Source organism: Streptomyces sp. NPDC005492, from assembly GCF_040605995.1.
Classification (GTDB): Bacteria; Actinomycetota; Actinomycetes; order Streptomycetales; family Streptomycetaceae; genus Streptomyces.
Genome location: NZ_JBEXDX010000044.1, coordinates 36,220 through 61,177, shown reverse-complemented (window position 1 = coordinate 61,177; position 24,958 = coordinate 36,220). Strand labels below are relative to the sequence as shown.

Below are 24,958 nucleotides of genomic sequence, written 5' to 3'. Positions count from 1 at the left end.
TCAGCAGGACCGTCCATCGACTGTACGGCGCCGTTTCCCCTCGCTGTCAAGGCTGTCCGAACTGTGAGCGCTACGTCTCATCTTGGTTGACGCCCCACCGGATGCCTGTTCCACTTACCCCATGCATCCGCAGCAGTGGCTGGTCAAGCGCTCCCACATCGACCTCGGTCGAGTGTGGTCCTCTTCCTGTTGAGCTGACCCACTGCGCGTCCCCGTCGCCGGATTCCCCGCCCGACCGGGCGCTTCACGCGTTCTGCGTCTCCACCCCTTCCGCCTTCACACACCCCTCCCCTCGGGTTCTCTCCACACTTCCTTGACCGCGCCTACCGCGTCAGGGCGGCAGTACGCCGTCGTGGCGACGCGCGGACCCCGATCACCCGGTCCATCAGCGCGCCCAGCACATCCCGTACGGAGTCCCGGTCCCGCGCGTCGCACTCCAGCACGGGCACGTCCGCACTGAGCCCCAGCGCCTCCCTGACCTCGTCCACCTCGAACCGCTCCGCGCCGTCGAAGCGGTTCACGGCGAGGACGAACGGCGCGCCCTGCGACTCGAAGTAGTCGACCGCCGGGAAGCAGTCCTCGATCCGCCGGGTGTCCACGAGGACCACCGTGCCGAGCGCGCCCTCCACCAGGTCGTCCCAGAGGAACGAGAACCGGTCCTGTCCGGGCGTCCCGAACAGATACAGCGCGATCGTCGGATCGAGCGTGATCCGCCCGAAGTCGAGCGCGACGGTCGTGGTGGTCTTCGCCTCGACGCCCACCAACGAGTCGACGCCCACGGAGACTTGGGTGATCGCCGCCTCGGTGTCGAGGGGTTCGATCTCCGAAATGGCCCCGATGAACGTGGTCTTGCCGACCCCTAGGCCGCCGCTCACCACGATCTTCACGGCCAGCGGCACGATCCTGTCAGAGCGCCCGGACATGGTCCCTGATCCTTTCGAGCGTCGGGAGCGGCAGCTCCGCGGATTGCCGGCAGGCGAGTTGCCCGGCGACGACGAGGTCGGAGATCAGCACCTTGGCCACTCCGAGGGGTACGCCGACCCGGTGCGCCACCTCGGCGACGGTCGTCGGCCGTTCGCACACCGCGACGATGTGGCGCCGCTCGAAGGTGAGCGACGGATCCGGCCCGCCGACGGCGACGACCAGCGTCTCCAGCCGCAGATCGGCCTGGAGAGGCTCGGCCCGGCCGCCGGTGATGATGAACGGCCGGACGAACGTCGCGTCCTCGTCAGGTTCTACGTCCCTGGGCTGTTCACCGTTCACCGTGGCAACGCCTGCCGCAGATCGGCGATGAGTGTCGGGGTGAGCAGATCACCCGCCCGCTCCGCGAGCACCGCCATCTCGTAGCCGACCAGGCCCAGTTCACCGCTGCTGTCGGCGAGGACACCGAGACAACTGCCGTCCCGGATCGCCGAGACGAGCAGGAAACCGCGCCCCATCTCGATCATGATCAGCTTGACCCCGTCGAAGCTGTACCGCTTGGACGCGCTGCGCGCCAGGCTGCTGAGGCCCGAGACGATCGCCGCGAGATGGTCGGCCTCGGTCCGCCCGAGCCCGTCCGACACGGCGATCAGCAGCCCGTCGGAGGAGACGGCGACCGCGTCGCGTACGCCGTCGGTGCTCTTGACGAAGTTGGCGAGCAGCCAGTTGAAGGTCTGCGAGTCGTGCTGGGTGTCGACAGTGGTCACTTGGTGTCACCCTCACTGTTGCCGCCGGACGCCTTGGCCTTCTCCTTCTCCACGCTGATACCGCCCCGCATGTGGGCGCTGCGCAGGGTGGAGAGCATCCCGGAGACCTGTTCGGGGCTTCGGTCGGTGCTCGGCCCGCTGGGCGCCGGGCGGCTGGGGCGGTCCGTCTCGGTGACGGCTTCCGAGATCGCGCTGCGCTGGGGGCGCTTGACAAGTCCGTTGCGCGTGCGCGAGGCAGAGGTGCCCTTGGCACCCGAGGCGGTGTTCTCGACGGGCTTCGACTCGACCACGTCCGCCTCCTTGCGCGGTGCCGGCAGCGCGGGCTGGTCCGCGGGCTTGCCCTGCGGGGTGTCCGTCAGCAGCCCCGCAGGAATCAACACCCGCGCGACCACACCGGCCGCCGGTGCCTCGCCGAGCCGTACCTCGATACCGCACTTGCGGGCCAGCGCGCCGACCACGAAGTGGCCGAGGAACCGGGTGGGTTCGGCCATGAAGCTGGCGGTGCCGGAGAGCCGTACGTTCGCTTCGGCGAGGGCCTGGTTGTCCATGCCGAAGCCGTGGTCGACGATCGCGATCAGATAGCCGGCGCTGGTGCGCCGCCCCTCGATCTCCACGTCGGAGTCCGGCGGCGAGAAGCTCAGCGCGTTCTCCACCAACTCGGCGAGCAGGTGGGCGATTTCGACCACGACCGAGCCGGTGACGAACACGGGCTCGATCCTGCGCAGGGTGACCCGGCGGTACTCCTCGACCTCGGACAGCGAGGCGCGCAGCACGTCGTTGACGGACATCGGGGTGGACCAGGGGCGCGGGCTGGACTCTCCGGCGAGCACGAGGAGGCTTTCGGCGTTGCGGCGCATACGGGTGGCCAGATGGTCGAGTTCGAAGAGGTTGGCGAGGGTCGCGGGGTCGGCGTCCTCGTGCTCCAGCTTGTTGATGAAGCTGATCTGACGGCGCACCAGGTTCTGGTTGCGACGGCCCAGACTCACCAGCGAGTCGGTGGCGTTGCGCCGCAACACGGCCTGCTCGGTGGCGAGATCGAAGGCGGACCGCTGCACCCGGTCGAACGCCTCGGCCACCTCCCGAACTTCGGCCCCGGCCCGGTCGGCCACCGCCAGCCGGGCGGGCGGCTGCGGAGCCGTCCCCGCCGAACCGTCCTGAACGGCGGCCACGGCCTGCGGCAGCCGGCTTCCGGCCACCTCCCGTGCCTGCTGGGCGAGTTCGACGAGCGGCGAGGAGACGGACCGCACGCAGTCGAGGGCCAGCGCGCCGAGCGCGACGACGGTACCGAGAGCGAGCAGCAGGAACAGCAGCAGGTCGCGCTGGGCCGAACTCTCCAACTGGGCGGCCCTGTTCTCGACATCGGTACCGAGGGAGACCTGCACGGTCCGCATCCCGTTGATGGTGGAGGTCATGGAGTCCCACCAGGCCATGGGCGGGATGGAGCTCCACTTCAGCTTCCCGGTGCCGTGCACAGCCTTGCTCTCGTACGACAGCGCGCGCTCGGCGTCGGGCGTGGTCAGGGCGGTGTCCAGGCGCCGCTCCTGCACGGCGGTGGCCGACCGCGGGAAGGCGTCGAGGGCGGCGAGGCGCCCGGCGCGGATCTCCATGAACCGGCTGTAGTCGTCGCCGCGGAACTTCCCGGCGCGTACCGAGCCGAGCACGATGGCACGCTCCTCGCCGGTGAACTCCTTGGCGTTGCCCAGGACTTGGAGTGCCTGGTAGGCGTCACGCAGGGTGCCGTCGTGGACGTCTTCGAGGCCGAGGTCGAGCCGGTCGAGGACGGTGATGGTGGTGGTGAAGTAGTCGAAGGTGTCCTTCACCACGCCCGTGCCGTCGTCGGCGTCCTTGCGGATCCCGGCGAGCCCGTCGAGCCGGCCGAAGGACTCGCGCACGGAGCCCGCGGCCGAGTCCTCACGTCCGTTCAGGGCCACGTCCAACTGCTCGCGCGCGGTGTCGGTCGCCTTGCGCTGTGCGGGCAGCTTGGCGTCGAACTGCTTGACACCGCCCACGTATCCGGTGGTGAGGCCGCGCTCCTTCTGCAGCTCGTGGACGAGTCCCTGGAGGGTGATCTCCAGGCGGGCGTTGTCGGCGGTCGCGGAGGCGTTGCGATAGGCGGAGATCTGCTCGGCGGCCGCGACGCCGAGCAGAGCGAGCAGGACCGCGAGGGCGAGGACCAGAATCCTCAGCAGCCTGGTGCGGATGCTGGTGGTCGCTTTTGTTGTGACGTCCACTGAAGTGCCTTAAATGGGTGGCGAAATGGTTCTTCTGCCACCCAACGAGGCTCACAGCACGCCGGTCACCGGATCATGTTTTTGTTTTACCGCGCCGAAACACGGGCTGACCGGACGTGCGGGTCGGCGCCGCTCCTCAAGGCGCCCGTATACAACGATGGTGACCGACCGTCACAGCCCGCAGTCGCAGCACGACAGACATTCACAGCACTCGCAGCACTCACAGGCGTCACAGCACGAGCAGTCACAACCGGAACAGCACCCCTCGCGCCGCCGCCGCGACCACGGCCCCTCGAACTCGTCGGCGCAGCACACCTTGCAGGTGCAGCACAGCCCGAGGGCGACGGCGCATCCGGCCCAGAAGCCGCGCTTGTCGGGTCGCGGGGGCTCCCCGCCGTAGGGATTGCCGCCGTGCTGCGGATCGCCCGGCAGGTACGGAGTCTGCGGCGGTCCGAAGGCGGCCTCAGGTCCGGAGCCGTGTCCGGGTCCGTGTCCGCAGGACTGGGTGCCGAAGGCCCGGTCCACCGAGCGGCCGAGTTCGTGCGCGAGGAGCAGATGCGCGAGCTTCCCGTCCGCGAACTCTGCCTCCCGCAGCGCGAGCCGTATCCCGTGCAGCGCGTCGTCGGCCAGTCGCCGGGCCTCCGTCAGCGAGGTGCCGGTCGCGGTGAGCGGGTTCCAGGCGCCCGCCGCGGCGTCGGACTCCCGATCCTCCACGGCGTCCAGGAGATGCGCGAGCCGCCCGAAGAGGCGTCCGGCCTCGGCGAGTGGTGCCGCGTTGCCGGGGCGGCCGGCCAGGATCGCGGTGTGCGCGAAGGCGGCGGCGGTGGCGGTCTCGGTCGGTTCGGTGACGGTCAGGATCGGTGTGCCGAGCCCGGCGAGTGTCTCGATGCCGAGCTGCCGGTCCACCGCGTCGACGAGTATCCCCGCGTCGAACCCGACGGCGGAACCCGTCCGCGCCCCGGCCCGCCCCCAACTCCCCGCGACCCGCCGCGCGGCCAGCGCCACCGGCCTGCGGGCCAGCAGCCCGTCCCGGTCGGCGACATGGTCACGCACCTTGGCCGAGGCGAGCACCAGCGAGACGGCCGCCGCGAGCCGCGCGCCCTCGCCCTGTGCGACGGACGCGGTCCGCATCCCGCGCAGGGGGCAGGGCCCGGCCGTACGCCGCCATCCGCCGCCCGCCGACTCGACCTGAGCCTCCGTCAGGACCGAGAGCAGCAGCCCGTCGTAATTGGTGACAATCCTCGCGAACTGCCCATGATCCCCGCGCAGTGCGAGACACAGCCCGCACAGATGCGCCATCCACTGGCTCTTGAGGCTCTCACCGAGCCTGTGACTGCAAGGCCGAACCATTCCGAACACGACAACCCCCCGTGGCGTGAACGACAACTGACAGGGCATTCGGAGTTCGACATGGCATCTGACCGGGCGTTGAGCAGCCGCGTTCCATCGACCACCCCGTTCACCCGTACGCACCAGCCGTCACCCGGACGCCGGGAAGAATCATATTTCACTCTCAGTCAGCAGCCGTGTCCAGCAACACCCTTGATACACGGGGGCCCTCGACGTATTGGCTGTGCACCAGTAGCGTCACAAACCCCCCGCGCGGCGTCTATCCACTTGGCGCGCGATCCGCATCATGGATGACCATAGGGATGCGGATAGCAATAAAGACCGCTGTGAGAGGAGGCGTCCATGGGATCGGTACGCAAGGCGAGTGCCTGGCTTGGGCTCGTTGACGACAACGATGACGAGCGCTACTACGACGACGACTACTCCGAAGGGACCGAGCAGCCCGGGGATGCCTGGGTGACGGACCCGCGAGTGAAGGTGGCCTCGGACGTCGCCGAGGTGAAGGGCCGTCGGATCGGCACGGTCACCCCGGACAGCTTCCGGGACGCCCGGGCCATCGGCGAGCTGTTCCGGGAAGGGGTTCCGGTGATCGTGAACCTCACGGCGATGGAGGCGACCGACGCCAAGCGCGTGGTCGACTTCGCGGCCGGCCTGACCTTCGGCCTGCGCGGCACGATCGAGCGGGTCGCCAACCGTGTCTTCCTGCTGACCCCCGCCAACACCGAGATCGTCAGCGGCGACCCGGCCGCACGCCGTGAGGACGGCTTCTTCAACCAGAGCTGAGGCAGGGCTGCTTACCGGCCCTGCCTCCCGCAGGGTTGAACAGAGGTCTTCCTACCGGAAGGCGTCGAGTCCGGTGAGCGCCTTGCCCAGCACGAGCTGGTGCATCTCGACGGTGCCCTCGTACGTGAGCACCGACTCCAGGTTCGTCGCGTGCCGCATCACCGGGTACTCCAGCGAGATCCCGTTGGCACCGAGGATCGTCCGTGCCGTACGGCAGATCTCGATGGCCTCTCGTACGTTGTTCAGCTTGCCGAAGCTGACCTGCTCGGGACGCAGGCGCCCGGCGTCCATGCGCCGCCCCAGATGGTGGGCGAGCAGAATCCCCTTGTGCAGTTCGACCGCCATGTCGGCGAGCTTGGCCTGGGTGAGCTGGAAGCCACCGATGGGCCGCCCGAACTGCTCCCGCGTCTTCGCGTACTCGACGGCCGACTCGAAGGATGCGCGTGCCGCGCCCATCGCGCCCCACACGATTCCGTAACGGGCGTGCGACAGACAGCTCAGCGGCCCCTTCAGTCCGACGACCTCCGGCAGCACGGCATCGGCCGGCAACCGTACGTCGTCGAGGACGAGTTCACTGGTGACGGATGCCCGCAGTGACCACTTGTGCTTGATCTCCGGCGCGGAGAACCCGGCGCCGGCGGTGGGTACGACGAACCCGCGGATCCCGTCGTCGGTCTGCGCCCACACGACGGCGACCCCGGCCACCGACCCGTTCGTGATCCACATCTTCCGCCCGTTGAGGACCCAGTCCCCGCCGTCGCGCTTGGCGTAGGTCCGCATGGCGCCGGGGTCGGACCCGTGGTCGGGTTCGGTGAGCCCGAAGCAGCCGATGACGTCACCGGAGGCCATGCGCGGCAGCCAGGTCTGCTTCTGCTCCTCGCTCCCGAAGCGGTGGATGGCGTACATGGCCAGGGAGCCCTGCACGGACACGAGCGACCGAATCCCCGAGTCGGCGGCCTCCAACTCCAGGCAGGCGAGCCCGTATTGCACGGCCGAGGCACCGGCACACCCGTACCCGTCGAGCGACATACCAAGGGCCCCGATGCCACCGAGTTCACGAGCGAGCTCCCGGATCCCGGGCAACTCGCCCTTCTCGTACCACTCGGCGACATACGGCAGCACCCGATCCGCCGCCCAGTCCCGCACGGTGTCCCGGATCGCCAGGTCCTCGGGGTCGAGCAGGTCGTCGATGCCGAGGGGGTCGGCGGGGTCGAAGGGGGGCAACTTCGAGGACATGGGCAGGGCCTCCGGGATCCAAGAAAACTACCAGCGCTAGTTACGATAACGCGGACGGATAGCCGCCGACGGCGAAGTACCCGGTACGGACAACGCCCACTTCCCAGCCGACCGCCACGGGCGGTGCGTGGGTGGGAGAGCGTGGTTCAGGCGGAGACGCGGGACTGTGTGACTTCCCTAGGGGCAGGCACCGCAGCCAGCGGAGCCTCGCCGCACTGCATGATGCGCGGCAACCGCAACGCCATCACCGCCCCCAGCAACAGCAACCCCGCGCTGACGAGCAAGGTGACATGCAGCCCGTGCACGAAGGCATGCCGAGCCGCGTCGCGCAGGGCGGCACCACGCACCCCGCCGAGCCGCGCGGCGACGTCATAGGCCTCCCCCAGCGAATGCCCCGCCGAGGCCGACGCGGACGCCGGTACACCGGGAACGGAGGACAGCCCGGGCGCGTAGGCCGCGTTCATGACGCTGCCGAGGAGCGCGATGCCGATGCCGGCGCCGAGTTGGTAGGAGGTCTCGCCGATCGCCGCCGCGCCGCCAGCCTGGGCCGGTGGTGCCTCGCTCAGCATCGACTCGTAGGCCCCGAAGAGCGTCATCTCCAGGCCGAAGCCCAGCAGCAGGAACCCGAAGAGCAGCAGCCCGGTGTTGTCCCGCCCGCCCATCGCGGTCAGCGTCAGCACCGAGAGCGCGGTCAGGCAGAAGCCGGTGCACACCATCCGGCGCGGGCCGAAACGCCGGAGCATCCGCGCCCCGAACAGCCCGGCTGCCATCGCCGCGAACGTCAGCGGCAGCAGCCGTAGACCGGTCTGCAGCGGCGAGAGCCCCAGTACCAGTTGCAGATACTGGGCCGCGATCAGCTCCAGGCCGACCAGTGCCAGCATCGCCAGCACGATGCAGCCGACGGAGGTGCTGAACGCCGGCCTGCGGAACATCCCCAGGTCCACCAGCGGATGCGTACGGCGCCGCTGCCGTCGTACGAAAAGAACCATCAGCACCGCGCCCACGAGCAACGGGACCACGGTCCACGCGCTCTCCACCGGCTCCCCGCCGCCGAGCCGCTTCACGCCCAGGACGACGCCGAAGAGTCCGCCGGCGGCCATCAGCGCGCCGACGACGTCCCACGGGCCGTCGCGGTCGCCGCGGGACTCGGGGAGCAGGAGGCGGCCGATCGGCAGGCTGATCAGCATCAGGGGGATGTTGACGAGGAAGACCGAGCCCCACCAGAAGTGTTCGAGGAGGAAGCCGCCGAGGAGGGGGCCCACCGCCGCGCCGACCGCCGCCACCGCGCTCCACACGCCGATCGCCACCGCGCGCTCGCGCCGGTCGGGGAAGACCTGGCGGAGGATCGACAGGGTCGCGGGCATGATCATCGCGCCGCCGACGCCGAGCAGCGCCCGCGCGAGGATCAGGACCTGCGCGTCATGGGCGAGGGCGGCCAGACCGGAGGCGATGCCGAACAGGCCGTAGCCGAGGAGCAGGATTCGTCTGCGGCCCACCCGGTCGCCGAGCGTGCCGAAGAGGATCAGGAGCGAGGCGCAGACCAGCGGATAGACGTCGACGATCCAGAGCAGCTCTATCGCGCCGGGTTTGAGGTCCTCGGTGACGGCGGGCACCGCGACATGGAGCACGGTGGCGTCGAGCGCGACGAGGAGCAGGCTCACGCAGAGGACGACGAGGACGACCCAGCGGTTCGCACCGGCCCCGGCCGCCCGACGGCGCAGCGCTGCGGCGGCCGTGGTCGTCCCGGACATGTACTACCTCCCAGATGTTCCCTCGCGTTCGGCGGGCTCACGGGGTGGGGGACTCCCCGTGACTGCGGCCGGAGAGGAGCGGTGTCTCCGACCCGCGCAAACGAAGGCGAGTGAGCGGCCAGCGTACGCGAATTCACGCCAATGCCACGTGGCGGACCTCTCACACTCTCCGGAGAACACGTGTGGCGTACACCACTCGCCCTCCTGTCGCCCCTGTCCGGACCACGCCCCGCCGGGGATACCGGTTCCGCGCGCCCTCGATAATCGAGCCCGTGACCGATCTTGAAGCACCTCTGCGCCGGGCGGCCCCGGCCCTCCTCGGGTACGCCGCCGTCCGGGCCCTGGGGCTGGTGGTGCTCGCGGTGTGGAGCGCGGCGCGCGGGAAGAGCGCGCACACCCTGCTGACGGCCCGCTGGGACGCCCTCTGGTACACCCGGGTCGCCGACCTCGGTTACGGCTACGAGATACGTCTCCCGAACGGCGACGTCCACTCGAATCTCGCCTTCTTCCCGCTGCTGCCCTGGCTGGAAAGGCTCATGCACGCGGTTACCCCGCTGCCGTACGCCGACGGCGGTCTCGCGGTGAGCCTGCTCGCCTCGCTCGCCGCGGCCTGGGGGATCTTCGCGGTCGCGGAGCAGGTGTACGGGCGCAGGGCGGGCGTGTGTGCCGTCCTGCTGTGGGCCGTGCTGCCGGTGGGGATCGTGCAGTCGATGGCGTACAGCGAGTCCCTCTTCACCGCGCTCGCCGCCTGGTCGCTGTACGCCGTGCTGACCGGTCGCTGGGTGACGGCGGGCGCCCTCGCCCTGCTGGCCGGGCTGACGCGACCCGTGGGGCTCGCGGTGGTCGCCGCGGTGTGGGTCGCGGCGATCGCCTCTCTCGTGCGGGAGCGCACCTCTTTCACGGGGGACGGCACCTCTTCCGTGCGGGACGGCACCTCTTTCGTGCGGGATCGCAGCACGGCGCCCGCGCCCGGCGCGCGGATATGGCCGCGCGCCCTCGGCATGGCGCTCGCGCCCTTGGGTGCCGCCGGGTACGTCCTGTGGGTCGGCCACCGCACCGGCAAGGGCCCGCTGGGCTATCTCGACGTCCAGGCCGGCTGGCGCAACGGTTTCGACGGGGGCGCGGCCTTCGCCCGTTTCATCGGCGAAAAGTTCACTTCGTTCCCCTCGGCCCTGGCCGGGGTGGGGCTGATCGTCGGGGTCGGGCTGGTGGTCTGGCTGTACGTCGTGGGGGTGCGGCAGGGGCAGCCGCTCCCTCTGCTGGTGTACACGGGGGTCGTCACCGCGCTGGCGCTGTGCGCGTCGAGCTACTTCGGCTCGAAACCGCGCCTGCTGACGCCCGCCTTCCCCCTGTTGCTCCCCCTCGCACTCGCCCTGGCGAGGCTGCGTACCTCCAGGTCAGCGTGGGTGGTGGGCGGTGTCGCGGTGGCCTCGGCGGTGTACGGCGCGTTCTGGCTGAACGGCTCCGGTCCACCATGATCCGCACGGAGACACTCGGTGAGCGTCCGGCCAATTCCACCCCAGCATTTGGTGAACTAATTCATAAGCGCCATAAAACTCGACCCGGCATGATCAAAGGAATTGAAGGACGGAGCCACGCTGGATTGCGGAATCCTCGGAAATAAACCTGCCCCTGAGAGCTTTCCCACATCACATCGTCATCACAAAGCCGCTGATTCGCCGGGGATCCACACTCACTCGCTGTAACGTCGATTGGGTGCGTACCGAACGAAACCTCACCCGTCTGGACCGGGTGTTCGCGAGGCTGGACCGTGAACCCGAACGGCCGGCCAACATCGATGTGCCGAAGATGAGCCGGCACAGGGTCGTGCTGTTGGCGGCGACCCTGGCCTTCTATCTCGCCATCGTGTGGCTTGTCGTGACCACTTCCTGGCTGGTCCGGTTCGACTGGCAGGTCATGTTCTTCCGGCCGTACCAGCAGTGGGCGGGCATCCACTGGTTCGTCGACTACTACGTGGTGCTGGGCCAGCGCGGCCCGACCGCGGTGATGGTCGCGGCCTGGCTGGCCTGGCGCTCGTGGCGGCAGCACACCCTGCGCCCGCTGCTGACCCTGGGCACCTTGCTGCTGCTGCTGAACATCACGGTCGGCGCCGCCAAGCTCGGCATGGGCCGCCTCGGCCCGCACTACGCGACCGTCATCGGCTCGAACGAGATGGGCCTGGGCGGCGATATATTTCCCAGCGGCCACACCGCCAACGCGGTCGTGACCTGGGGAATCCTGGCATATCTGGCCTCCACTCCGGCCGCCCGCCGCTGGCTGTCCGCCGCGTCCGCGGTGACCTCGCTCGGCGTCGGTCTCGCCACGGTCTACCTGGGCACGCACTGGCTGAGCGACGTACTGCTCGGCTGGGCCGCCGGTCTGCTGGTGCTGCTCGCCCTCCCCTGGTGCGAGCCGCTGATCGCCCGCGCCGAGACCTGGATCTTCGACCTGCGCGACCGCTGGCGCGCCCGCCGCAAGGCTCCCGCGACCGCGACTGCGCCCGTGCCGGCCCCGGTCACCGCACCCGTGCGGCTCAAGCCGCGCACCTCCTCCTCGGGCGACGAGGTCCCGGCGGCCCGCGAGACGGTCACCGCGAGCCGCTCGGCCCGGCCGCCCGCCCATCTCGCGCCGGGCCCGCACACGACCCGCTCGGAGCGCACCCCGGTCACCCCGATCGGCAGCCGCCGCCCGCCCCACCCGGAGCGGGTGGCACGTGGCACCGCCTCGTCGGCGGCCCGCCCGGCGACGGGCGGCTGACCCCCACAAGACCGCGGGGCCGGTACGCACACTCCCGCCCCGCACCGAGAAGGCCCCGGTTCCACTGACGGAACCGGGGCCTTCGTCATGTATGCGTCCGGCCCGTCAGCCCTTCCAGGCGCGCGCCACCGTGCCGTCCCTGACCTCGAAGTTGATCCGTCCCGCGCGGAACTCCATGGTGATGATCGCCCCCGGCGGCAGCGCCCGCACGGTCGACCATCCGCGCTCCCGCGCGAGCCGCTCGGCCTGGGCGGCGTCGAGGCCGACATAGGCGTTCGGACTGTCCTGGGGCTCTGCCGGTGGAGTCGGAATGGATGCCATGCCGCCACGCTAGGCCCCATCCCGCGGGCACGGAAGTCCGGCCCTCTCACCGACTCACTCATCCGTCCGCGGTCACACTTCTGTCACAGGATCACGACGGGCGACATTTTCCGGCCGCGTCACACGTATGAGCGGTTCCGTACGCCTTCCGCAGGCATTCGAACGTAATTCCCGCATGTCGGTCCGGGCGGTCGAATAGCCGGGCGGAAAGCTTCGTGAGAACAGGTCCGGCGCCCCATTCCATTCGGATTCCGTGCGGCACGGCGTGAGCTGACGCCGCATAAGAGATTCACCGTTCCAGCACAGAATCGCCGTGGGGACCAGGCACCTGCCGGTCCAGCGCGCGGGACAGCCGGTCGCGGGAGGTCCTGATCCGCTCGATCAGTTCGGCGGGCTCCAGGACCTCGAACTCGAAGCCCGTCATCATCACGTGGATCACCATCACGTCGAGGTTCGGGGCCCCGGTCCGCAGCAGGCAGGCGGCCGGTCCGTCCGCCTCCAGGGTCCCGGCGGACGGTGAGATCCGCTCGACCGCCTCCCGGAGGGGCACCAGCAGCCGGACGACGGCGTGCGAGGCGTAAGCGCGCGTGGAGACCCCTTTCGAGACGTACGCGGCGAGGTCCTCGGCCGGTGGTGTGCGCGGGGTGAAGCGCGGACCGTGCGGCGGTCTGGGCGTGATGCGGTCGACGCGGAAGGTGCGCCAGTCCGCGCGGTCCAGGTCCCATGCGACCAGGTACCAGCGGCGCTCGGTGCACACCAGGCGGTGCGGTTCGACGCTGCGCCGGGTGGCCGTGCCGTCATGGCTCTCGTACGCGAAGCGCAGCCGCTCGGCGTCCCGGCACAGGGCGGCCAGTTCGGTCAGTACGGCGGGGTCGACGGCGGACGGCGCGGTGGTGCGCAGCATCGGCACGGTGAACGCGTTGAGGGCGCCCACCCGGCGGCGCAGCCGGTGCGGCAGGACCTGTTCGAGCTTGGTGAGGGCGCGCACGGAGGTCTCGCCGATGCCCTCGATGCCCTGACCGGCGGCGGTGCGCAGGCCGACGGCCACGGCGACCGCCTCCTCGTCGTCCAGCAGCAGCGGCGGCAACTCGGCGCCCGCGCCGAGCTGGTAGCCGCCGCCCGTGCCGGGGCTGGCGTTCACGGGGTAGCCCAGCTCGCGCAGCCGGTCGACGTCCCGGCGCACGGTGCGCGGGGTGACCCCGAGCCGGTCCGCCAGGTCGGCGCCGGACCACTCGCGGTGGGCCTGGAGCAGCGAGAGCAGGCGCAGGAGTCGTGCCGAGGTCTCCAACATGGTCAGAGTCTGTATCAGGTGCCGTAGGGCAGTTATCAAGGGCTGTACGGCAGTTGGGGCACCGTGAAGCAGGTGCTGTCCATGTCCCCCTGCGGGACCCACCCCCTGCCGTCCTGCCACCGGGCGACCGACAGACACGTCCTGCGGGTCGCCGGCGGTACGGCGAGCCGCTCGAAGGAGACGGGAAGCAGCAGGCCGTCGGCGGTGTAGTCCTCGCTGCGGTTCAGGAACTCGTCGACGCACGCGCGCGTGACGCCCGTTCTCGCGCATGACTTCGCCGCGTCCGTGAACCACATCGCCGCCGCCCAGCCCTCCAACTGCCACTGGGAATGCGTCTTCAGCCCCTTGGTCGCGTCCCGGAACTCCCGTACGGCGGGCTGCGAGGTGTCGTCGAAGTCGCGGCTGGACCCGGTCGCCCACAGCGCGTTGCGGCAGCGCGGGGAGTCCTTGTAGTCCTCGGGGACGGTCGACGTCCAGTTCTGTACGTTCGTCACCTTGGCGACGACCTTCGCGCCGACCTGGTCCATCGCCTCGCACAACTGGACGTTCCCGTGCGTGTCGAGGGCGTCGAAAACAAGGTCGGCGCCCTGCTGCTTCAGATCGGCCGCCGCCGCACGGAAGTTGGGCAGCGCGAAGTCCACCTGCTCGGTGACCACCTGGTAGCCCTCGGCCTTCAGCCCCTGCTCGACGAGCCGGGCGTAGGCGGCGGACGCGGCCTGGTTGTACGACACGACGGCGGCGGTACGGGCGCCCCGCTCGCGCTTGAAGTACCGGTAGACCTCCGTGCCGCCGTACAGCTTCCCGCCCCAGCCCGGGGTGCCGGCGCGGGGCGCGAGGCTGCCGTAGACGCCGTACAGGTGCGGCCAGGTGTCGTAGGCCGCGCCGATGGGCTGGCCGCCGATGTCGGGCACGCGCGCGTGGGAGACGCGCGGGGCGCCCGCGTAGTCGAGGGCGGTGGTGGCGACCAGGGCGACCACGGCGTCCCCATCGGCCCCGTCGATCAGTTTGCGCACGCACGCGTTGTTGCCGACCCCGCTGCCGCCGTCGTCGCACTCCCGCACCTCCACGGGGTGGCCGTCGATGCCCCCGCGCGCGTCGAGGCGGTCGAAGTACGCCTTGGCGCCGTCGCGGGGGCCGGTGAACGCGTCGCCGCCGACCGGGCTGGTCGCGCTGGTGATGATGCCGACCCGGATCGGCGCGTCGCCGCCCGGCGCGGGCGTACGGGTGCCGTGCTCGAAGTCGCTCTCCGGGAGGCGGCTGCCGCAGGCCGTGCCCGCCAGGAGCAGCAGCACCGCGGCGGCGGCCTCAGCAGCCCGCCGCGGGCGACTGCGAGGCATCGCCGCTCAACGCCACCAGCGCGCACAGGGTGTTGACGGACACCTTCCAGGTGCCGTCCTGTTCGACGCTCGTCCCGGAGGCGTTCGGGAGGGCGGTGGCGCCGTTGAGGGTCAGGCTGTACGTCACGGTCGCCCCGGTCGCCGAGGTGAACTCGACCTTCTGGACGGCCGCTTGGACCTGTCCGCCGCGTTTGTCGCCGCTGAAGGCCTTCAGGACGGGTGCCATCTGGTCGCCGTTCTCCAGGACGGCCTGTTTGTCCTCGGTGGAGGTGGCCGGGTCGAAGAACTTCTTCCAGTTCGCCTTGATCTCCGTCGTGGCGGCGGCCGGGTCCGCGGGCGCTGTCGCCGGTGCGCTCGTGGTCCGTTCCACGGACGGGGTCGGCGGTGGTGCGCTGCTCCCGCCTCCGCTGTCGTCGCTGCAGGCCGCCAGGGCCGGGCCGAGCACGAGGACGAACGCGGCCGCGACGAGCGTGCCCCGCCGCCCTGTTCCCCTTGTGTTCCTTCGCCTGAGGTCGCTCCCGAGAACCATCTGGCTCACCGCCGGGTGTCGGTCCGGGCCGTGCGCGCCCGGTGTTTTCAGGTCAGGTGTCAGAAGGCATAGTGCAAGCCATTGGCTGGCATGGACAGACACATGACATGTGGGAGCCGGAAATGCGGACAGCCCGACTGCGGACCGTGCACCCCGCCCTGTGGGCCGGCTGGGCCGCCTTCGCCGCGGGCGCGGTCCTGTGCGTGATCGGCTGGTACGGCGTCTCCGGCGAGCGCTACGCGGAACGCCAACTCCCCTACCTGGCCTCCTGCACGATCCCCGGCGCCGCGCTGATCGTCGCCGGCGCGGTCCTGTTCGCGCACGGCCGCAGCGTCCTCGCCACCGCGCGCGTGGAGGAGCTGTACGCCCTTCTCGTGGCCGCCGGGACGGCCGACGTCGAGGAGCCCGCGCAGCTCGCCGCCGCGCCCCTCGCGGTCGGCGAGGACCTGCTGATGGTGCCCGGCGGCACGCTGTGGCACCGCGCGGACTGCCCGTTGGTCGCCGGGAAGGCGGAGGCTGTGCCGGTGGATTCCAAGCTCGTGGCGAACGGCGAGTTGAGCCCCTGCCCGATCTGTGAGCCCGCCGAGGCCGACGACTGACGGCCCCGGTGTCCTCCCTGACGTACGACCTCACCCTCGCCGGCCTCTCGGTCGGCGCCGCCGCCGCGCTCACCGGGATCGGCCTGATCGTGACGTACCGGGCGACCGGCGTGCTCAACTTCGCGCACGGCGCGGTCGCGATGGTCTGCGCGTACGTGCTGCGGCAGTGCGTGGTCGGGTGGGGCTGGCCGTTGTGGCCGGCCGCGGTGGTCACGCTGCTGTTCCTCGCGCCCGGTGTCGGGGTGCTGCTGGAACGGTTCGTCTTCCGACCGCTCTCCCTCCAGGGCGGCGACCCGGCGCGGACCCTGGTCGCGTCCATCGGGGTGTTCGTGCTGCTGGTCGGCGGGGCGGCGCTGGTGTGGGGGCAGGGGGCGCGCGACGACGCGCCGGAGCTGATGTCGGCCGATCCCTGGGGCCAGTTGGCGGTGGTGTCGGTCCTCGCGGCGGGCGTCTCGGCCGTGATCCGCTGGACGCGGTTCGGGCGGGAGCTGCGGGCCGTGGTGGACGACCGGGGGCTCGCGGTACTGGCCGGCGTGGACGCGGACCGGGTGGCGGCGGCGGGCTGGGCGTTCGGGTCCTTCACGGCGGGCCTGACGGGCGTCCTCCTCGCCCCTTACGTCCGCCTGGACCCGTACGGTCTGCCGCTGCTCGTCATGGAGGTGGTGGCGGTCGCGGTGGCCGCGCGGATGCGGAGCCTGCCGGTGGCCGTGGTGGTCGCCCTGGGGATCGGGATCGCGCAGAGCCAGTCGACGAGGCTCCATCCGCCCGGCTGGAGCGGGCAGTTGGTGCAGACGGTGGGCGCGAACCTGTTCGTCGTGGTGCTTCTGGTGACGGCCCTGGTCCTCCCGGGGCTGGGCTCGCGGGACGCCCTCCCCCGAACGGCGACGTCGCACGTCACGACACCTCCCGCTGCCTGGATCGTGGCTGCGGTGCTCTTCCTCCTCCCCCTCGGCTTCGCGGGCTCGGACCTGCACACGTCGGTACAAGTACCGGCCCTGGGCGTGGTGTTGCTGTCGCTGGTGGTGGTCAGCGGGCGCGGCGGCCAGATCTCGCTGGGGCAGGCGGCGTACGCGGGCCTGGGCGCCCTGTTCACGGCGCTGCTGGCGGCGGGCCGCTTCCCGGGCCTGCCCCGCCTGCCCGAACTGGCCGCGCTCGCGGTCGCGGTACTCCTGGTGGCTCCCCTGGGCCTGCTCACCGGCTGGCCCGCGATCGGCCGCCACGGCCTGGCCCTCGCCCTCGCGACCTTCGCGGTCGGCGTCGGCGTCAGCCGCTTCGTCTTCACCCAGCCGTACGCCACATCGGGCCTGACTCTGGACCGCCCGTCCGGCTTCGACGGAGACCGCGCGTACTACGTCCTCGAACTCTCCCTCCTGTCCGTCGCGTTGCTGGCGACCCACGCCCTGCGCCGGGGCCGCACGGGCCGCGCCCTCGCGGCCCTACGGGACCACGAGCAGGGCGCGGCCGCGGCGGGCGTCCGGGTCCCCGCCCTGAAACTCCTGGCCTTCGTCGCGGGCGCCGCCCTGGCCGCCCTCGGCGGCAGCATGCTCGGCATGGGCCTGCGCGCCTTCGACCCCTCGGCCTACGACCCCGTCCGCGGCCTCCTCTGGTTCGCCGCGGCGGTCGTCCTGGGCGCCGACAGCACACTCGGCGCGTTGACGGCCGCGGCTCTCCTGGTGGGACTGGACGCGGGCACACGGGGCGGGGTCGCGGCGGCAGTAATCGGGGTGCTGGCGGTGTGCGTGGGGCGGTTCCCCGGGGGGCCGTACGAGGCGGTGCGCGGGGCGGCGGGACGGCTACGACTCCGGGGCGGCGAAGCTCGGCTCACGCCGGTGGGGGTGCGGGTTCGGGGGAGGTTGCGGCCCGCGGGCACACCCGCCGCCGTCGAGGCGGGTGCCAGGCGCCGGACGGCGCCCTCCGACCGACCGCGTCCTCCCCTGCGCACGCCGGCGAGCCCAGCCGTCCTCACCGCCCAGGCCCTGTACGCCCGTTACGACGGCTTCGCCGCCCTCGACGGTGTCGATCTCGTCGTGCGGGCCGGTCAGGTCACCGCCGTCGTCGGGCCCAACGGGGCAGGGAAAAGTACCCTGTTCCACTGTCTGGCCGGGACGGTGCGGCCCGTGCGGGGGCGGGTTCGGTTCGGGGGGCGGGACATCACGGGACTCGCCGCGCATGCGCGGACCCGGCTCGGGATCGGGCGGACTTTTCAACAACTCGCCGTCTTCCCCTCGTTGACCGTCGCCGAGAACGTGCGCGTTGGTGCCGAGCAGGGGCGGGCCGCCGAACCGGCCGCCGTAGAGCGGGCGTTGCGGCTGTTCGGGCTGGACGGGGACGTGCGGTCGCTGTCCGCCGCCGGGCTGCCCACCGGGACGCTGCGCCGGGTCGAGCTGGCGAGGGCGTTCGCGGGGAGCCCGCGTGTGCTGCTGCTGGACGAGCCCGCCGCCGGACTCGACACCGCCGAAGTGGCCGCGCTGACCCTGGTGTTGAGGGCGCTGGCCGCCGAGGGCACCGCCCTGCTCGTCGTGGAGCACGACCTCGATCTGGTCGCGGACCTCGCCCATGTGGTCCATGTGATGGCGGCGGGCCGCATCGTCGCCTCCGGCCCGCCGGACCGCGTCCTGGACGTACCCGGCACATGACCATCTCCCTGCGCCACGCGCGCGTGCGCTACGGCCCCCTCGAAGCCCTGCACGGCATCACCCTCGCCGCCCCCACCCACGGCCTCACCGTCCTGCTGGGCCGCAACGGCTCCGGCCGTACGACCGCCCTGCGCGCCCTCGCCGGTACGGTTGCCCTCTCGGGCGGTGCGGTGGTGTGGGACGGCGTCGACGTGACCCGCGTGCCCGCCCACGAGAGGGCTCGCCGGGGACTGTGTCTGGTGCCGGAACGGCAAGCCGTGTTCGGGTCCCTCACCGTCCACGAGAACCTCGAACTCGCCGCGGTCGCGCGGGACTACTCCACGGCCCTCGACGCGTACCCGCGCCTGAAGACCCTGCTCCCCCGCCGGGCAGGCACCCTCTCCGGCGGCGAGCAGCGCATGCTGGCCCTCTCCCGCGCCCTGCTGGCCCGCGCACGCGTGGTGCTCGTCGACGAACCGGCGCAGGACATGTCCCCCGCGGTAGCGGCCCACACGTACGACCTGCTGGCCGGGCTCGACGCCTGTGTGGTGATCGCCGAGCAGCGGCTGCCGCCCGTGCTGCGCGGCCGGGCCGCCCTCGTGTACGAACTGCGGCGCGGGACGGTCGCGTTCGGCGGTGAGGCGGCCGAACTGGAGTGACGGCCGCGCCCCCGCCCGGTCGACGGACCGGGCGGGGGCGGGCGACGGGTGCGGCTCGGCTCAGAGGTCGAGCTGCTGCCCGGGGACGATCAGATCGGGGTCACCGCCGATGACGGACTTGTTGGCGGCGTAGATCTTCCGCCAGGTGGTCCCGTGCTCGGCCGCGATGACGCTCAGCGTGTCGCCCTGGCGGACCGTGTAGTCGCCGCGGGACGTGCCGCGCGAGACGCTGTTCGTCCCGCGCTCCGACGTCGTCGCCGACTTCGACGGAGCGGACTGCGTGGTCGACTTCTTCGTCGAGGAGTTGGACTCGGTGGTCGACTTCTTCGTCGACTTCTCGGTGACCGTGCCGGAGGAGGCGGCGGGTGCGCTGCCCGACGCTCCGGCCCGTACCGAACAGACCGGCCAGGCACCCCAACCCTGGGCGTGCTGGACCTTGGTGGCCACGGCGATCTGCGCGGACCGGGAGGCCTGGTCGGCGGTGGCCGCGTAGGCCGAACCGCCGTAGGCGCGCCAGGTACCGGCGGAGAACTGGAGTCCTCCGTAGTAGCCGTTGCCGGTGTTGATGTGCCAGTTGCCGCCGCTCTCGCACTGGGCGATGCGGTCCCACACCCCGCTGTCGGACGCCGCGGCGTTACCGGTGGCGGCCAGCAGTCCCAGCGGGGCGAGCAGAACAGCCCCGGCGAGGACCGCCGTCGTACGCGCTTGACCCTTGTGGGCCTTGGGTGCGTTCTCGCGAGTGGTATCGGCACAGTCGGACATGTAGTTCCCTCTCCAACAACCCGGGGTCCCCCAAGGCGGTTCGCGGCTCCCACGCATCGGCGTGGTCCTCGCGCTCCTCCCCGTCCGCCGGAGGCTGTGCTGTTGAGCTGGCTTTGTTCGGCCGGCGGACGTGTCCCGAGCGGTGCTCGTTGCACACGGCGGAGGAATGTACGGATGTTGTCGCGCCGATGTCGACCAACTGGCCGTTGTGCCAGGCCAGTTGACTGTTACCCCGGGTAGCGGCATTTTCCGGCCACCCACTAGATTCCCTCTTTTCCTGATTTGTCGACCATCACCCCCCACGATCTGTGACTCGGTTCACGCAACCAACTCCCTTGCATTTCCCTCCAGTTGACAGGGAGTGTCCAATTCCGTACTCGGTGTGACACTGCGCGTCGGTTGGTTTGATTCGGTTCGCTCCGAAGCGTGACTCCCGCCACAGCTCTTCCGTTGTCTTCTTCATGAGCCCGGGACCCACCGGGCACCGCATTCCGAGGGAGCCACCCGTGCCGCGCATGCTCGACGTCAGCGACGACGTACGCGCCGAGATCGGCGACGAAGAAGCCGACCGGCTGCTCGCCGGAGACAACGCCCCGGGCAGTTACGACTGCACGTCCTGCCGCACCCAGGGCGACTCCGAACAGGAGCGCACCAGCACCGTCCTGTTCATCGGCGACGAGACCGCCGTCCTCGCCTTCGCCCACGCCACCTGCCTGCCCTCGCAGGTCGTCCAGGTCACCGAGGAGCAGTTGCAGGGCGCCGTCCGCTCCATCAGCGGCAACGCGCACGCCCCGGCCGGCGAACCGGACAGGGCCGTACCCGAGCAGGCCGTGCTCGGCGTGACCAGCGGACTCGTCCTGATCTCCGGGGAGTTGCACCCCGCCCTGGTCGTCGAGCCGACCGCGCCCATTGTGCGGCCCGGCTCCACCGGCGTCGGCGACGACTTCCTGCCGCTGCTGATCGAGCAGGGCTTCATGCCGCTCAGCGAGATCACCACCGTGCCGCCCGTGCTGCACGGCTGGTCGGTGCTGCTCGCCGCGGGCCAACTGCACGCCGTGCTCCAGCCGAGCGCCAACGGCGGTTCCCCGGTGGCCTGGTGGCAGGCCCACCAGCCGCTCCAGGTCACCGACAGTTGGCGGGCCGCCGCCAACAAGCACCAGCAGGTGCTGATGTTCGCCGCCCCGGTGGGCTCGATCGGACGGCAACCCCGCGAGGACCTGCTGCGCGGCGCACTCGACAAGGCCGCGGCGAACGGCCAGTTGGTCGGCTCCGCGCTGCCGCTCGCGGGCACCTGAGCCGCATCCCTTCAGGTCACGCGTCGTTTGGACATACGTGTACGCATACGACGTTCCCCGCAGCCGGCCCTACCAGCCGATCCCGTCCGCGCGATCGGACCGGGACAGCCCCGGCGGCGCATCGGCCACGCCGATCTACGACCGGCTCTATTCCGAGTGGGTCAAGACCTTCCGCTCGCTGCCGGGCGACCGCAGCGGCGAGGAGGAGCTGGGCTTCACCGCCTTCGGGCACAGCCCGCACAGCACGGGCACCTTCGGCGGCGGTTCGTTCGGCGGGGGCTCGTACAGCGCGTACAGCGCGGGGGCCTACAGCGCCCGGCAGCAGTCGCAGTGGCAGCGCGTCGGGCAGCTCGGCCAGCAGCACGCCCACACCGGGATGCACCACGTCCCGGCGGCCCTGCCACCCGGCCCGCGCCGCGGCATCTGACGCGGCACGCACGACGGAGAGGGCGGCCCCTGTGTGAAACAGGGGCCGCCCTCTCCGTCGTAGAACCGAACGTACGGAACCGAACGTACGGCTACTTCTTCTTGCCGCGCTTCTCGCGCACCCGTACCGAGATATGGATCGGGGTGCCCTCGAAGCTGAACTCCTCGCGCAGGCGGCGCTCGATGAAGCGGCGGTAGCCCGCCTCGATGAAGCCGGAGGCGAAGAGGACGAAGCGCGGAGGCTTGGTGCCGGCCTGGGTGCCGAAGAGGATGCGGGGCTGCTTGCCGCCGCGGACCGGATGCGGGTGGGCGGCGACCAGCTCGCCGAGGAAGGCGTTCAGCCGGCCCGTCGGGACGCGGGTCTCCCAGCCGGCCAGGGCGGTCTCGATGCCCGGGACCAGCTTCTCCATGTGGCGGCCGGTGCGCGCCGAGATGTTCACCCGGGGCGCCCACGCGACCTGGGCCAGCTCGGTCTCGATCTCGCGCTCCAGGTAGTAGCGGCGCTCCTCGTCGAGGGTGTCCCACTTGTTGAAGGCGAGGACGATGGCACGGCCCGCCTCGACGGCCATGGTGACGATCCGCTGGTCCTGCACCGAGATGGACTCCGACGCGTCGATCAGGATGACCGCGACCTCGGCCTTCTCGACGGCGGCGGCGGTGCGCAGCGAGGCGTAGTAGTCGGCGCCCTGCTGGAGGTGGACGCGCTTGCGGATACCGGCGGTATCGACGAACTTCCATGTCACGCCGCCGAGTTCGATGAGCTCGTCGACCGGGTCGCGGGTGGTGCCCGCGATCTCGTTGACGACGACGCGCTCCTCGCCCGCCACCTTGTTCAGCAGTGAGGACTTGCCGACGTTCGGGCGGCCGATCAGGGCGATCCGGCGGGGCCCGCCGACCGCGGTGCCGAAGGTCTGCTCGGGCGCCTCGGGCAGCGCCTCCAGGACGGCGTCCAGCATGTCGCCGGTGCCGCGGCCGTGCAGCGCGGAGACGGGGTGCGGCTCGCCGAGGCCCAGGGACCACAGGTAGGCGGCGTCGGACTCCCCGCTCAGACCGTCGACCTTGTTGGCGGCCAGCACGACCGGCTTGCCGGCCTTGCGCAGCAGCCGTACGACCGCCTCGTCGGTGTCGGTGGCGCCGACCTTGGCGTCGACGACGAAGACGACCGCGTCGGCGGCCTCGATGGCGTACTCGGCCTGGGCGGCCACGGAGGCGTCGATGCCGAGGACGTCCTGCTCCCAGCCGCCGGTGTCGACGACCTTGAAGCGCCGGCCGGCCCACTCGGCCTCGTACGTGACGCGGTCGCGGGTGACGCCGGGCTTGTCCTCTACGACGGCCTCGCGGCGGCCGATGATGCGGTTGACGAGAGTCGACTTGCCGACGTTCGGCCGGCCGACGACGGCGAGCACGGGCAGCGGCCCGTGTCCGGCCTCCTCGATGGCCCCCTCGACGTCCTCGACGTCGAAGCCCTCTACGGCGGCGAGCTCCATGAACTCCGCGTACTCGGCGTCGCCGAGCGCCCCGTGGTCGTGCTCCTCGCCGGAGCCGTCGGGCTGGATCTGGTCGTTCATGAAGTCCGTACCTCGTTCATCGTGGTGATCGGTGGAACCCCCGGATTTCGGGTGATCCACTACTCAAGTCTCAAGTGTCTCTTAGCGCCCGGTGAGGCGCCTGGCGTTGTCCAGGTGGGCGGCGAGCTGCTTCTGGATGCGCTCGGTCGCCTCGTCCAGTGCTTTGCGTGTACGGCGGCCGGAGCCGTCGCCCGCTTCGAACGGGTCGCCGAAGACGACGTCGACGCGGGAGCGCAGCGGGGGCAGCGCCTTTATCAGTCGTCCGTTCTTCTCTGCGGTGCCCAGCACGGCCACCGGCACGATCGGGGCGCCGCTGCGGACGGCGAAGTAGGCGAGCCCGGCCCGCAGCGAGGCGAAGTCGCCCTCGCCACGGGTGCCCTCGGGGAAGATACCGAGGACGCCGCCGGCCGACAGGACGTCCAGCGCCCGGGTGATCGCCGTGCGGTCGGCGATCGAGCGGTCCACCTTCAGTTGGCCGATGCGGAGCAGGAAGGGGTCCAGTGGGCCGATGAACGCCTCCTTCTTGATCAGGAAGTGCGTCGGCCGCGGTGCCACGCCCATGACCATGGGGCCGTCGACGCCGTGCGAGTGGTTGACGGCGAGGATCACCGGGCCGGAGGCGGGAACCCTCCAGGAGCCCAGCACGCGCGGCTTCCACAGCCCGTACATCAGGCCGACGCCGATGCGCCGGCCGACCTCGGCGCCCCGCTCGGATGCTGCGGTCACTTGGCGGCCCGCTTCTCCCCGACGAGGGTGACGACGCACTCGATGACCTGCTGGAGCGTGAGGTCGGAGGTGTCCACCTCGACCGCGTCGTCCGCCTTGGCGAGCGGCGAGGTCTTGCGCGAGGTGTCGGCCGCGTCCCGCTTCAGCAGCGCCTCGCGGGTGGCCTGCACGTCGGCGCCCTTCAGCTCACCGCTGCGACGGGCGGCACGTGCCTCCGGGGAGGCCGTGAGGAAGATCTTCAGGTCGGCGTCGGGCAGCACGGTCGTCCCGATGTCCCGCCCCTCCACCACGATCCCGTGCTCCGCGTCGGCGGCCAGCGACCGCTGCAGCTCGGTGATCCGGGCCCGCACCTCGGGCACCGCGCTGACCGCGCTGACCTTGGAGGTGACCTCCTGGGTGCGGATCGGGCCGGACACGTCCACGCCGTCGACGACGATCGTCGGGTTCGCCGGGTCCGTACCGGAGATGATCTCCGCCTTGCCCGCCACGGCGGCGATCTCGCTGGGGTCGTTGATGTCGACCCCGTTGTTCACCATCCACCAGGTGATCGCCCGGTACTGGGCGCCGGTGTCCAGATAGCTCAGCCCGAGCTGCGATGCCACGGCCTTCGACGTGCTCGACTTGCCCGTGCCGGAGGGGCCGTCGATGGCGACAATCACTGCCGGGGCGGTCCGGGCGGCGCCGTTTTCCACGGGAGGACACCTTCCTGGTGAAGGGTGGTGAGCGGGGTGGGGACGCGAGTGCGCCCCGGACAAGGTTACTGGGTGCGAGTCACTCGTCCGGCCGCGCCTTGTCGTCACCGGTCCAGCGCGATCAGCCCGCGTCGGGCGCCTTTCCCACGAGGGCGGCCATCATTCAGCCCGTCGGGCGCCTATCCCACAAGGGCGGCCATCATTCAGCCCGTCGGGCGCCTATCCCACAAGGGCGGCCATCATCCAGCCGGTCCGGCGCCTATCCCACAAGGGCCCGCATCATCCAGCCCGTCCGGCGCCTATCCCACAAGGGCCCGCATCATCCAGCCCGTCCGGCGTTTG

General features: G+C 71.1%; 22 protein-coding genes and 1 pseudogene. 8 read left to right on the top strand and 15 right to left on the bottom strand.

The annotated features are described in order from the left end of the window. Nucleotides 1-323: 323 nt before the first annotated feature. The 5 genes from ABZT04_RS37365 to ABZT04_RS37345 form a co-directional block, all read right to left on the bottom strand. The gene (locus ABZT04_RS37365; protein ID WP_356062684.1) at nucleotides 324-923 is read right to left on the bottom strand and encodes an ATP/GTP-binding protein; all 600 of its coding nucleotides are present in this window, start codon (nucleotides 921-923) and stop codon (nucleotides 324-326) included. Beyond that, nucleotides 907-1,263 carry a DUF742 domain-containing protein gene (locus ABZT04_RS37360; RefSeq protein WP_356062681.1) on the bottom strand — a complete coding sequence of 119 codons (357 nt, stop codon included), beginning with the start codon at nucleotides 1,261-1,263 and terminating at the stop codon, nucleotides 907-909. Before ABZT04_RS37360 ends, ABZT04_RS37365 begins: the two co-directional genes overlap by 17 nt. Continuing rightward, entirely contained in the window at nucleotides 1,260-1,688 is a 429-nt protein-coding gene (locus ABZT04_RS37355; protein ID WP_043681265.1) for a roadblock/LC7 domain-containing protein, read from the bottom strand. Before ABZT04_RS37355 ends, ABZT04_RS37360 begins: the two co-directional genes overlap by 4 nt. Further along, complete coding sequence (locus tag ABZT04_RS37350) at nucleotides 1,685-3,919, bottom strand: nitrate- and nitrite sensing domain-containing protein (RefSeq protein ID WP_356062677.1); 2,235 nt, start codon at nucleotides 3,917-3,919, stop codon at nucleotides 1,685-1,687. Before ABZT04_RS37350 ends, ABZT04_RS37355 begins: the two co-directional genes overlap by 4 nt. Before the next feature lie 171 nt (nucleotides 3,920-4,090). Beyond that, on the bottom strand, nucleotides 4,091-5,278 hold the full coding sequence (locus tag ABZT04_RS37345; RefSeq protein ID WP_356062674.1) for a DUF5685 family protein: 1,188 nt from the start codon (nucleotides 5,276-5,278) through the stop codon (nucleotides 4,091-4,093). Nucleotides 5,279-5,611: 333 nt separating this feature from the next. Here ABZT04_RS37345 and ABZT04_RS37340 point away from each other — a divergent pair, with 333 nt between their 5' ends. Next, a complete protein-coding gene (locus ABZT04_RS37340) occupies nucleotides 5,612-6,052 on the top strand; it encodes a cell division protein SepF (RefSeq protein WP_356062671.1) in 441 nt (146 codons plus the stop codon). A 51-nt stretch (nucleotides 6,053-6,103) separates the two neighbouring features. Here the strand turns inward: ABZT04_RS37340 and ABZT04_RS37335 are convergent, their stop codons facing one another. Both ABZT04_RS37335 and ABZT04_RS37330 read right to left on the bottom strand, forming a co-directional pair. Continuing rightward, the gene (locus tag ABZT04_RS37335; protein ID WP_356062726.1) at nucleotides 6,104-7,294 is read right to left on the bottom strand and encodes an acyl-CoA dehydrogenase family protein; all 1,191 of its coding nucleotides are present in this window, start codon (nucleotides 7,292-7,294) and stop codon (nucleotides 6,104-6,106) included. 140 nt (nucleotides 7,295-7,434) lie between these two features. Beyond that, nucleotides 7,435-9,039, bottom strand: coding sequence for an MFS transporter (locus ABZT04_RS37330; protein WP_356062668.1), 1,605 nt, complete (start codon nucleotides 9,037-9,039; stop codon nucleotides 7,435-7,437). A gap of 272 nt (nucleotides 9,040-9,311) precedes the next feature. Here ABZT04_RS37330 and ABZT04_RS37325 point away from each other — a divergent pair, with 272 nt between their 5' ends. Both ABZT04_RS37325 and ABZT04_RS37320 read left to right on the top strand, forming a co-directional pair. After that, nucleotides 9,312-10,517: a glycosyltransferase family 39 protein gene (locus ABZT04_RS37325; protein WP_356062665.1), complete on the top strand. Its 1,206-nt coding sequence runs from the start codon at nucleotides 9,312-9,314 to the stop codon at nucleotides 10,515-10,517. A 238-nt stretch (nucleotides 10,518-10,755) separates the two neighbouring features. Next, nucleotides 10,756-11,796, top strand: coding sequence for a phosphatase PAP2 family protein (locus tag ABZT04_RS37320; RefSeq protein ID WP_356062662.1), 1,041 nt, complete (start codon nucleotides 10,756-10,758; stop codon nucleotides 11,794-11,796). Between the two features lie 105 nt (nucleotides 11,797-11,901). Here ABZT04_RS37320 and ABZT04_RS37315 read toward each other — a convergent pair whose 3' ends face one another. From ABZT04_RS37315 to ABZT04_RS37300, 4 genes and pseudogenes are all read right to left on the bottom strand, one after another. Beyond that, the gene (locus ABZT04_RS37315; protein WP_356062659.1) at nucleotides 11,902-12,117 is read right to left on the bottom strand and encodes an I78 family peptidase inhibitor; all 216 of its coding nucleotides are present in this window, start codon (nucleotides 12,115-12,117) and stop codon (nucleotides 11,902-11,904) included. A gap of 337 nt (nucleotides 12,118-12,454) precedes the next feature. Then, nucleotides 12,455-13,408, bottom strand: a pseudogene (locus ABZT04_RS37310) (YafY family protein); the annotation flags it as partial. A gap of 35 nt (nucleotides 13,409-13,443) precedes the next feature. Next, nucleotides 13,444-14,745: an ABC transporter substrate-binding protein gene (locus ABZT04_RS37305; protein WP_356062657.1), complete on the bottom strand. Its 1,302-nt coding sequence runs from the start codon at nucleotides 14,743-14,745 to the stop codon at nucleotides 13,444-13,446. Next, the gene (locus ABZT04_RS37300) at nucleotides 14,714-15,274 is read right to left on the bottom strand and encodes a hypothetical protein (protein WP_356062654.1); all 561 of its coding nucleotides are present in this window, start codon (nucleotides 15,272-15,274) and stop codon (nucleotides 14,714-14,716) included. Before ABZT04_RS37300 ends, ABZT04_RS37305 begins: the two co-directional genes overlap by 32 nt. Before the next feature lie 122 nt (nucleotides 15,275-15,396). Between ABZT04_RS37300 and ABZT04_RS37295 the strand changes: the two genes are divergently transcribed. From ABZT04_RS37295 to ABZT04_RS37285, 3 genes are read left to right on the top strand one after another with little or no spacing between them, the layout of a single operon-like run. Continuing rightward, nucleotides 15,397-15,873 (top strand): hypothetical protein, encoded by a 477-nt coding sequence (locus ABZT04_RS37295; protein WP_356062651.1) that lies wholly within the window; start codon nucleotides 15,397-15,399, stop codon nucleotides 15,871-15,873. 8 nt (nucleotides 15,874-15,881) lie between these two features. Then, nucleotides 15,882-18,509: an ATP-binding cassette domain-containing protein gene (locus ABZT04_RS37290; protein WP_356062648.1), complete on the top strand. Its 2,628-nt coding sequence runs from the start codon at nucleotides 15,882-15,884 to the stop codon at nucleotides 18,507-18,509. Continuing rightward, nucleotides 18,506-19,147 carry an ATP-binding cassette domain-containing protein gene (locus ABZT04_RS37285; protein ID WP_356062645.1) on the top strand — a complete coding sequence of 214 codons (642 nt, stop codon included), beginning with the start codon at nucleotides 18,506-18,508 and terminating at the stop codon, nucleotides 19,145-19,147. The genes ABZT04_RS37290 and ABZT04_RS37285 overlap by 4 nt, the downstream gene beginning before the upstream one ends. Before the next feature lie 60 nt (nucleotides 19,148-19,207). Here the strand turns inward: ABZT04_RS37285 and ABZT04_RS37280 are convergent, their stop codons facing one another. Further along, on the bottom strand, nucleotides 19,208-19,909 hold the full coding sequence (locus ABZT04_RS37280; RefSeq protein ID WP_356062642.1) for a transglycosylase family protein: 702 nt from the start codon (nucleotides 19,907-19,909) through the stop codon (nucleotides 19,208-19,210). 506 nt (nucleotides 19,910-20,415) lie between these two features. On the opposite strand from ABZT04_RS37280, the gene ABZT04_RS37275 reads away from it, so the two are divergent. Further along, nucleotides 20,416-21,204 (top strand): hypothetical protein, encoded by a 789-nt coding sequence (locus tag ABZT04_RS37275; RefSeq protein WP_356062640.1) that lies wholly within the window; start codon nucleotides 20,416-20,418, stop codon nucleotides 21,202-21,204. A 37-nt stretch (nucleotides 21,205-21,241) separates the two neighbouring features. Beyond that, nucleotides 21,242-21,631, top strand: coding sequence for a hypothetical protein (locus ABZT04_RS37270; protein WP_356062637.1), 390 nt, complete (start codon nucleotides 21,242-21,244; stop codon nucleotides 21,629-21,631). Between the two features lie 91 nt (nucleotides 21,632-21,722). On the opposite strand, the gene der is transcribed toward ABZT04_RS37270, so the two are convergent. The 3 genes from der to cmk form a co-directional block, all read right to left on the bottom strand. Then, nucleotides 21,723-23,198: a ribosome biogenesis GTPase Der gene (der, locus tag ABZT04_RS37265; protein ID WP_356062634.1), complete on the bottom strand. Its 1,476-nt coding sequence runs from the start codon at nucleotides 23,196-23,198 to the stop codon at nucleotides 21,723-21,725. A gap of 81 nt (nucleotides 23,199-23,279) precedes the next feature. Then, nucleotides 23,280-23,867, bottom strand: coding sequence for a lysophospholipid acyltransferase family protein (locus ABZT04_RS37260; protein WP_356062724.1), 588 nt, complete (start codon nucleotides 23,865-23,867; stop codon nucleotides 23,280-23,282). A 53-nt stretch (nucleotides 23,868-23,920) separates the two neighbouring features. Then, nucleotides 23,921-24,616, bottom strand: coding sequence for a (d)CMP kinase (gene cmk / locus ABZT04_RS37255; protein WP_356062632.1), 696 nt, complete (start codon nucleotides 24,614-24,616; stop codon nucleotides 23,921-23,923). Nucleotides 24,617-24,958: the final 342 nt, after the last annotated feature.

Coding starts and splice junctions, on each gene's coding strand:
- ABZT04_RS37295 (WP_356062651.1), top strand. CDS start 15,397: ATGCGGACAGCCCGACTGCGGACCGTGCACCCCGCCCTGTGGGCCGGC.
- ABZT04_RS37300 (WP_356062654.1), bottom strand. CDS start 15,274: ATGGTTCTCGGGAGCGACCTCAGGCGAAGGAACACAAGGGGAACAGGG.
- ABZT04_RS37340 (WP_356062671.1), top strand. CDS start 5,612: ATGGGATCGGTACGCAAGGCGAGTGCCTGGCTTGGGCTCGTTGACGAC.
- ABZT04_RS37260 (WP_356062724.1), bottom strand. CDS start 23,867: ATGTACGGGCTGTGGAAGCCGCGCGTGCTGGGCTCCTGGAGGGTTCCC.
- ABZT04_RS37285 (WP_356062645.1), top strand. CDS start 18,506: ATGACCATCTCCCTGCGCCACGCGCGCGTGCGCTACGGCCCCCTCGAA.
- ABZT04_RS37305 (WP_356062657.1), bottom strand. CDS start 14,745: ATGCCTCGCAGTCGCCCGCGGCGGGCTGCTGAGGCCGCCGCCGCGGTG.
- ABZT04_RS37330 (WP_356062668.1), bottom strand. CDS start 9,039: ATGTCCGGGACGACCACGGCCGCCGCAGCGCTGCGCCGTCGGGCGGCC.
- ABZT04_RS37365 (WP_356062684.1), bottom strand. CDS start 923: ATGTCCGGGCGCTCTGACAGGATCGTGCCGCTGGCCGTGAAGATCGTG.
- ABZT04_RS37315 (WP_356062659.1), bottom strand. CDS start 12,117: ATGGCATCCATTCCGACTCCACCGGCAGAGCCCCAGGACAGTCCGAAC.
- ABZT04_RS37280 (WP_356062642.1), bottom strand. CDS start 19,909: ATGTCCGACTGTGCCGATACCACTCGCGAGAACGCACCCAAGGCCCAC.
- der (WP_356062634.1), bottom strand. CDS start 23,198: ATGAACGACCAGATCCAGCCCGACGGCTCCGGCGAGGAGCACGACCAC.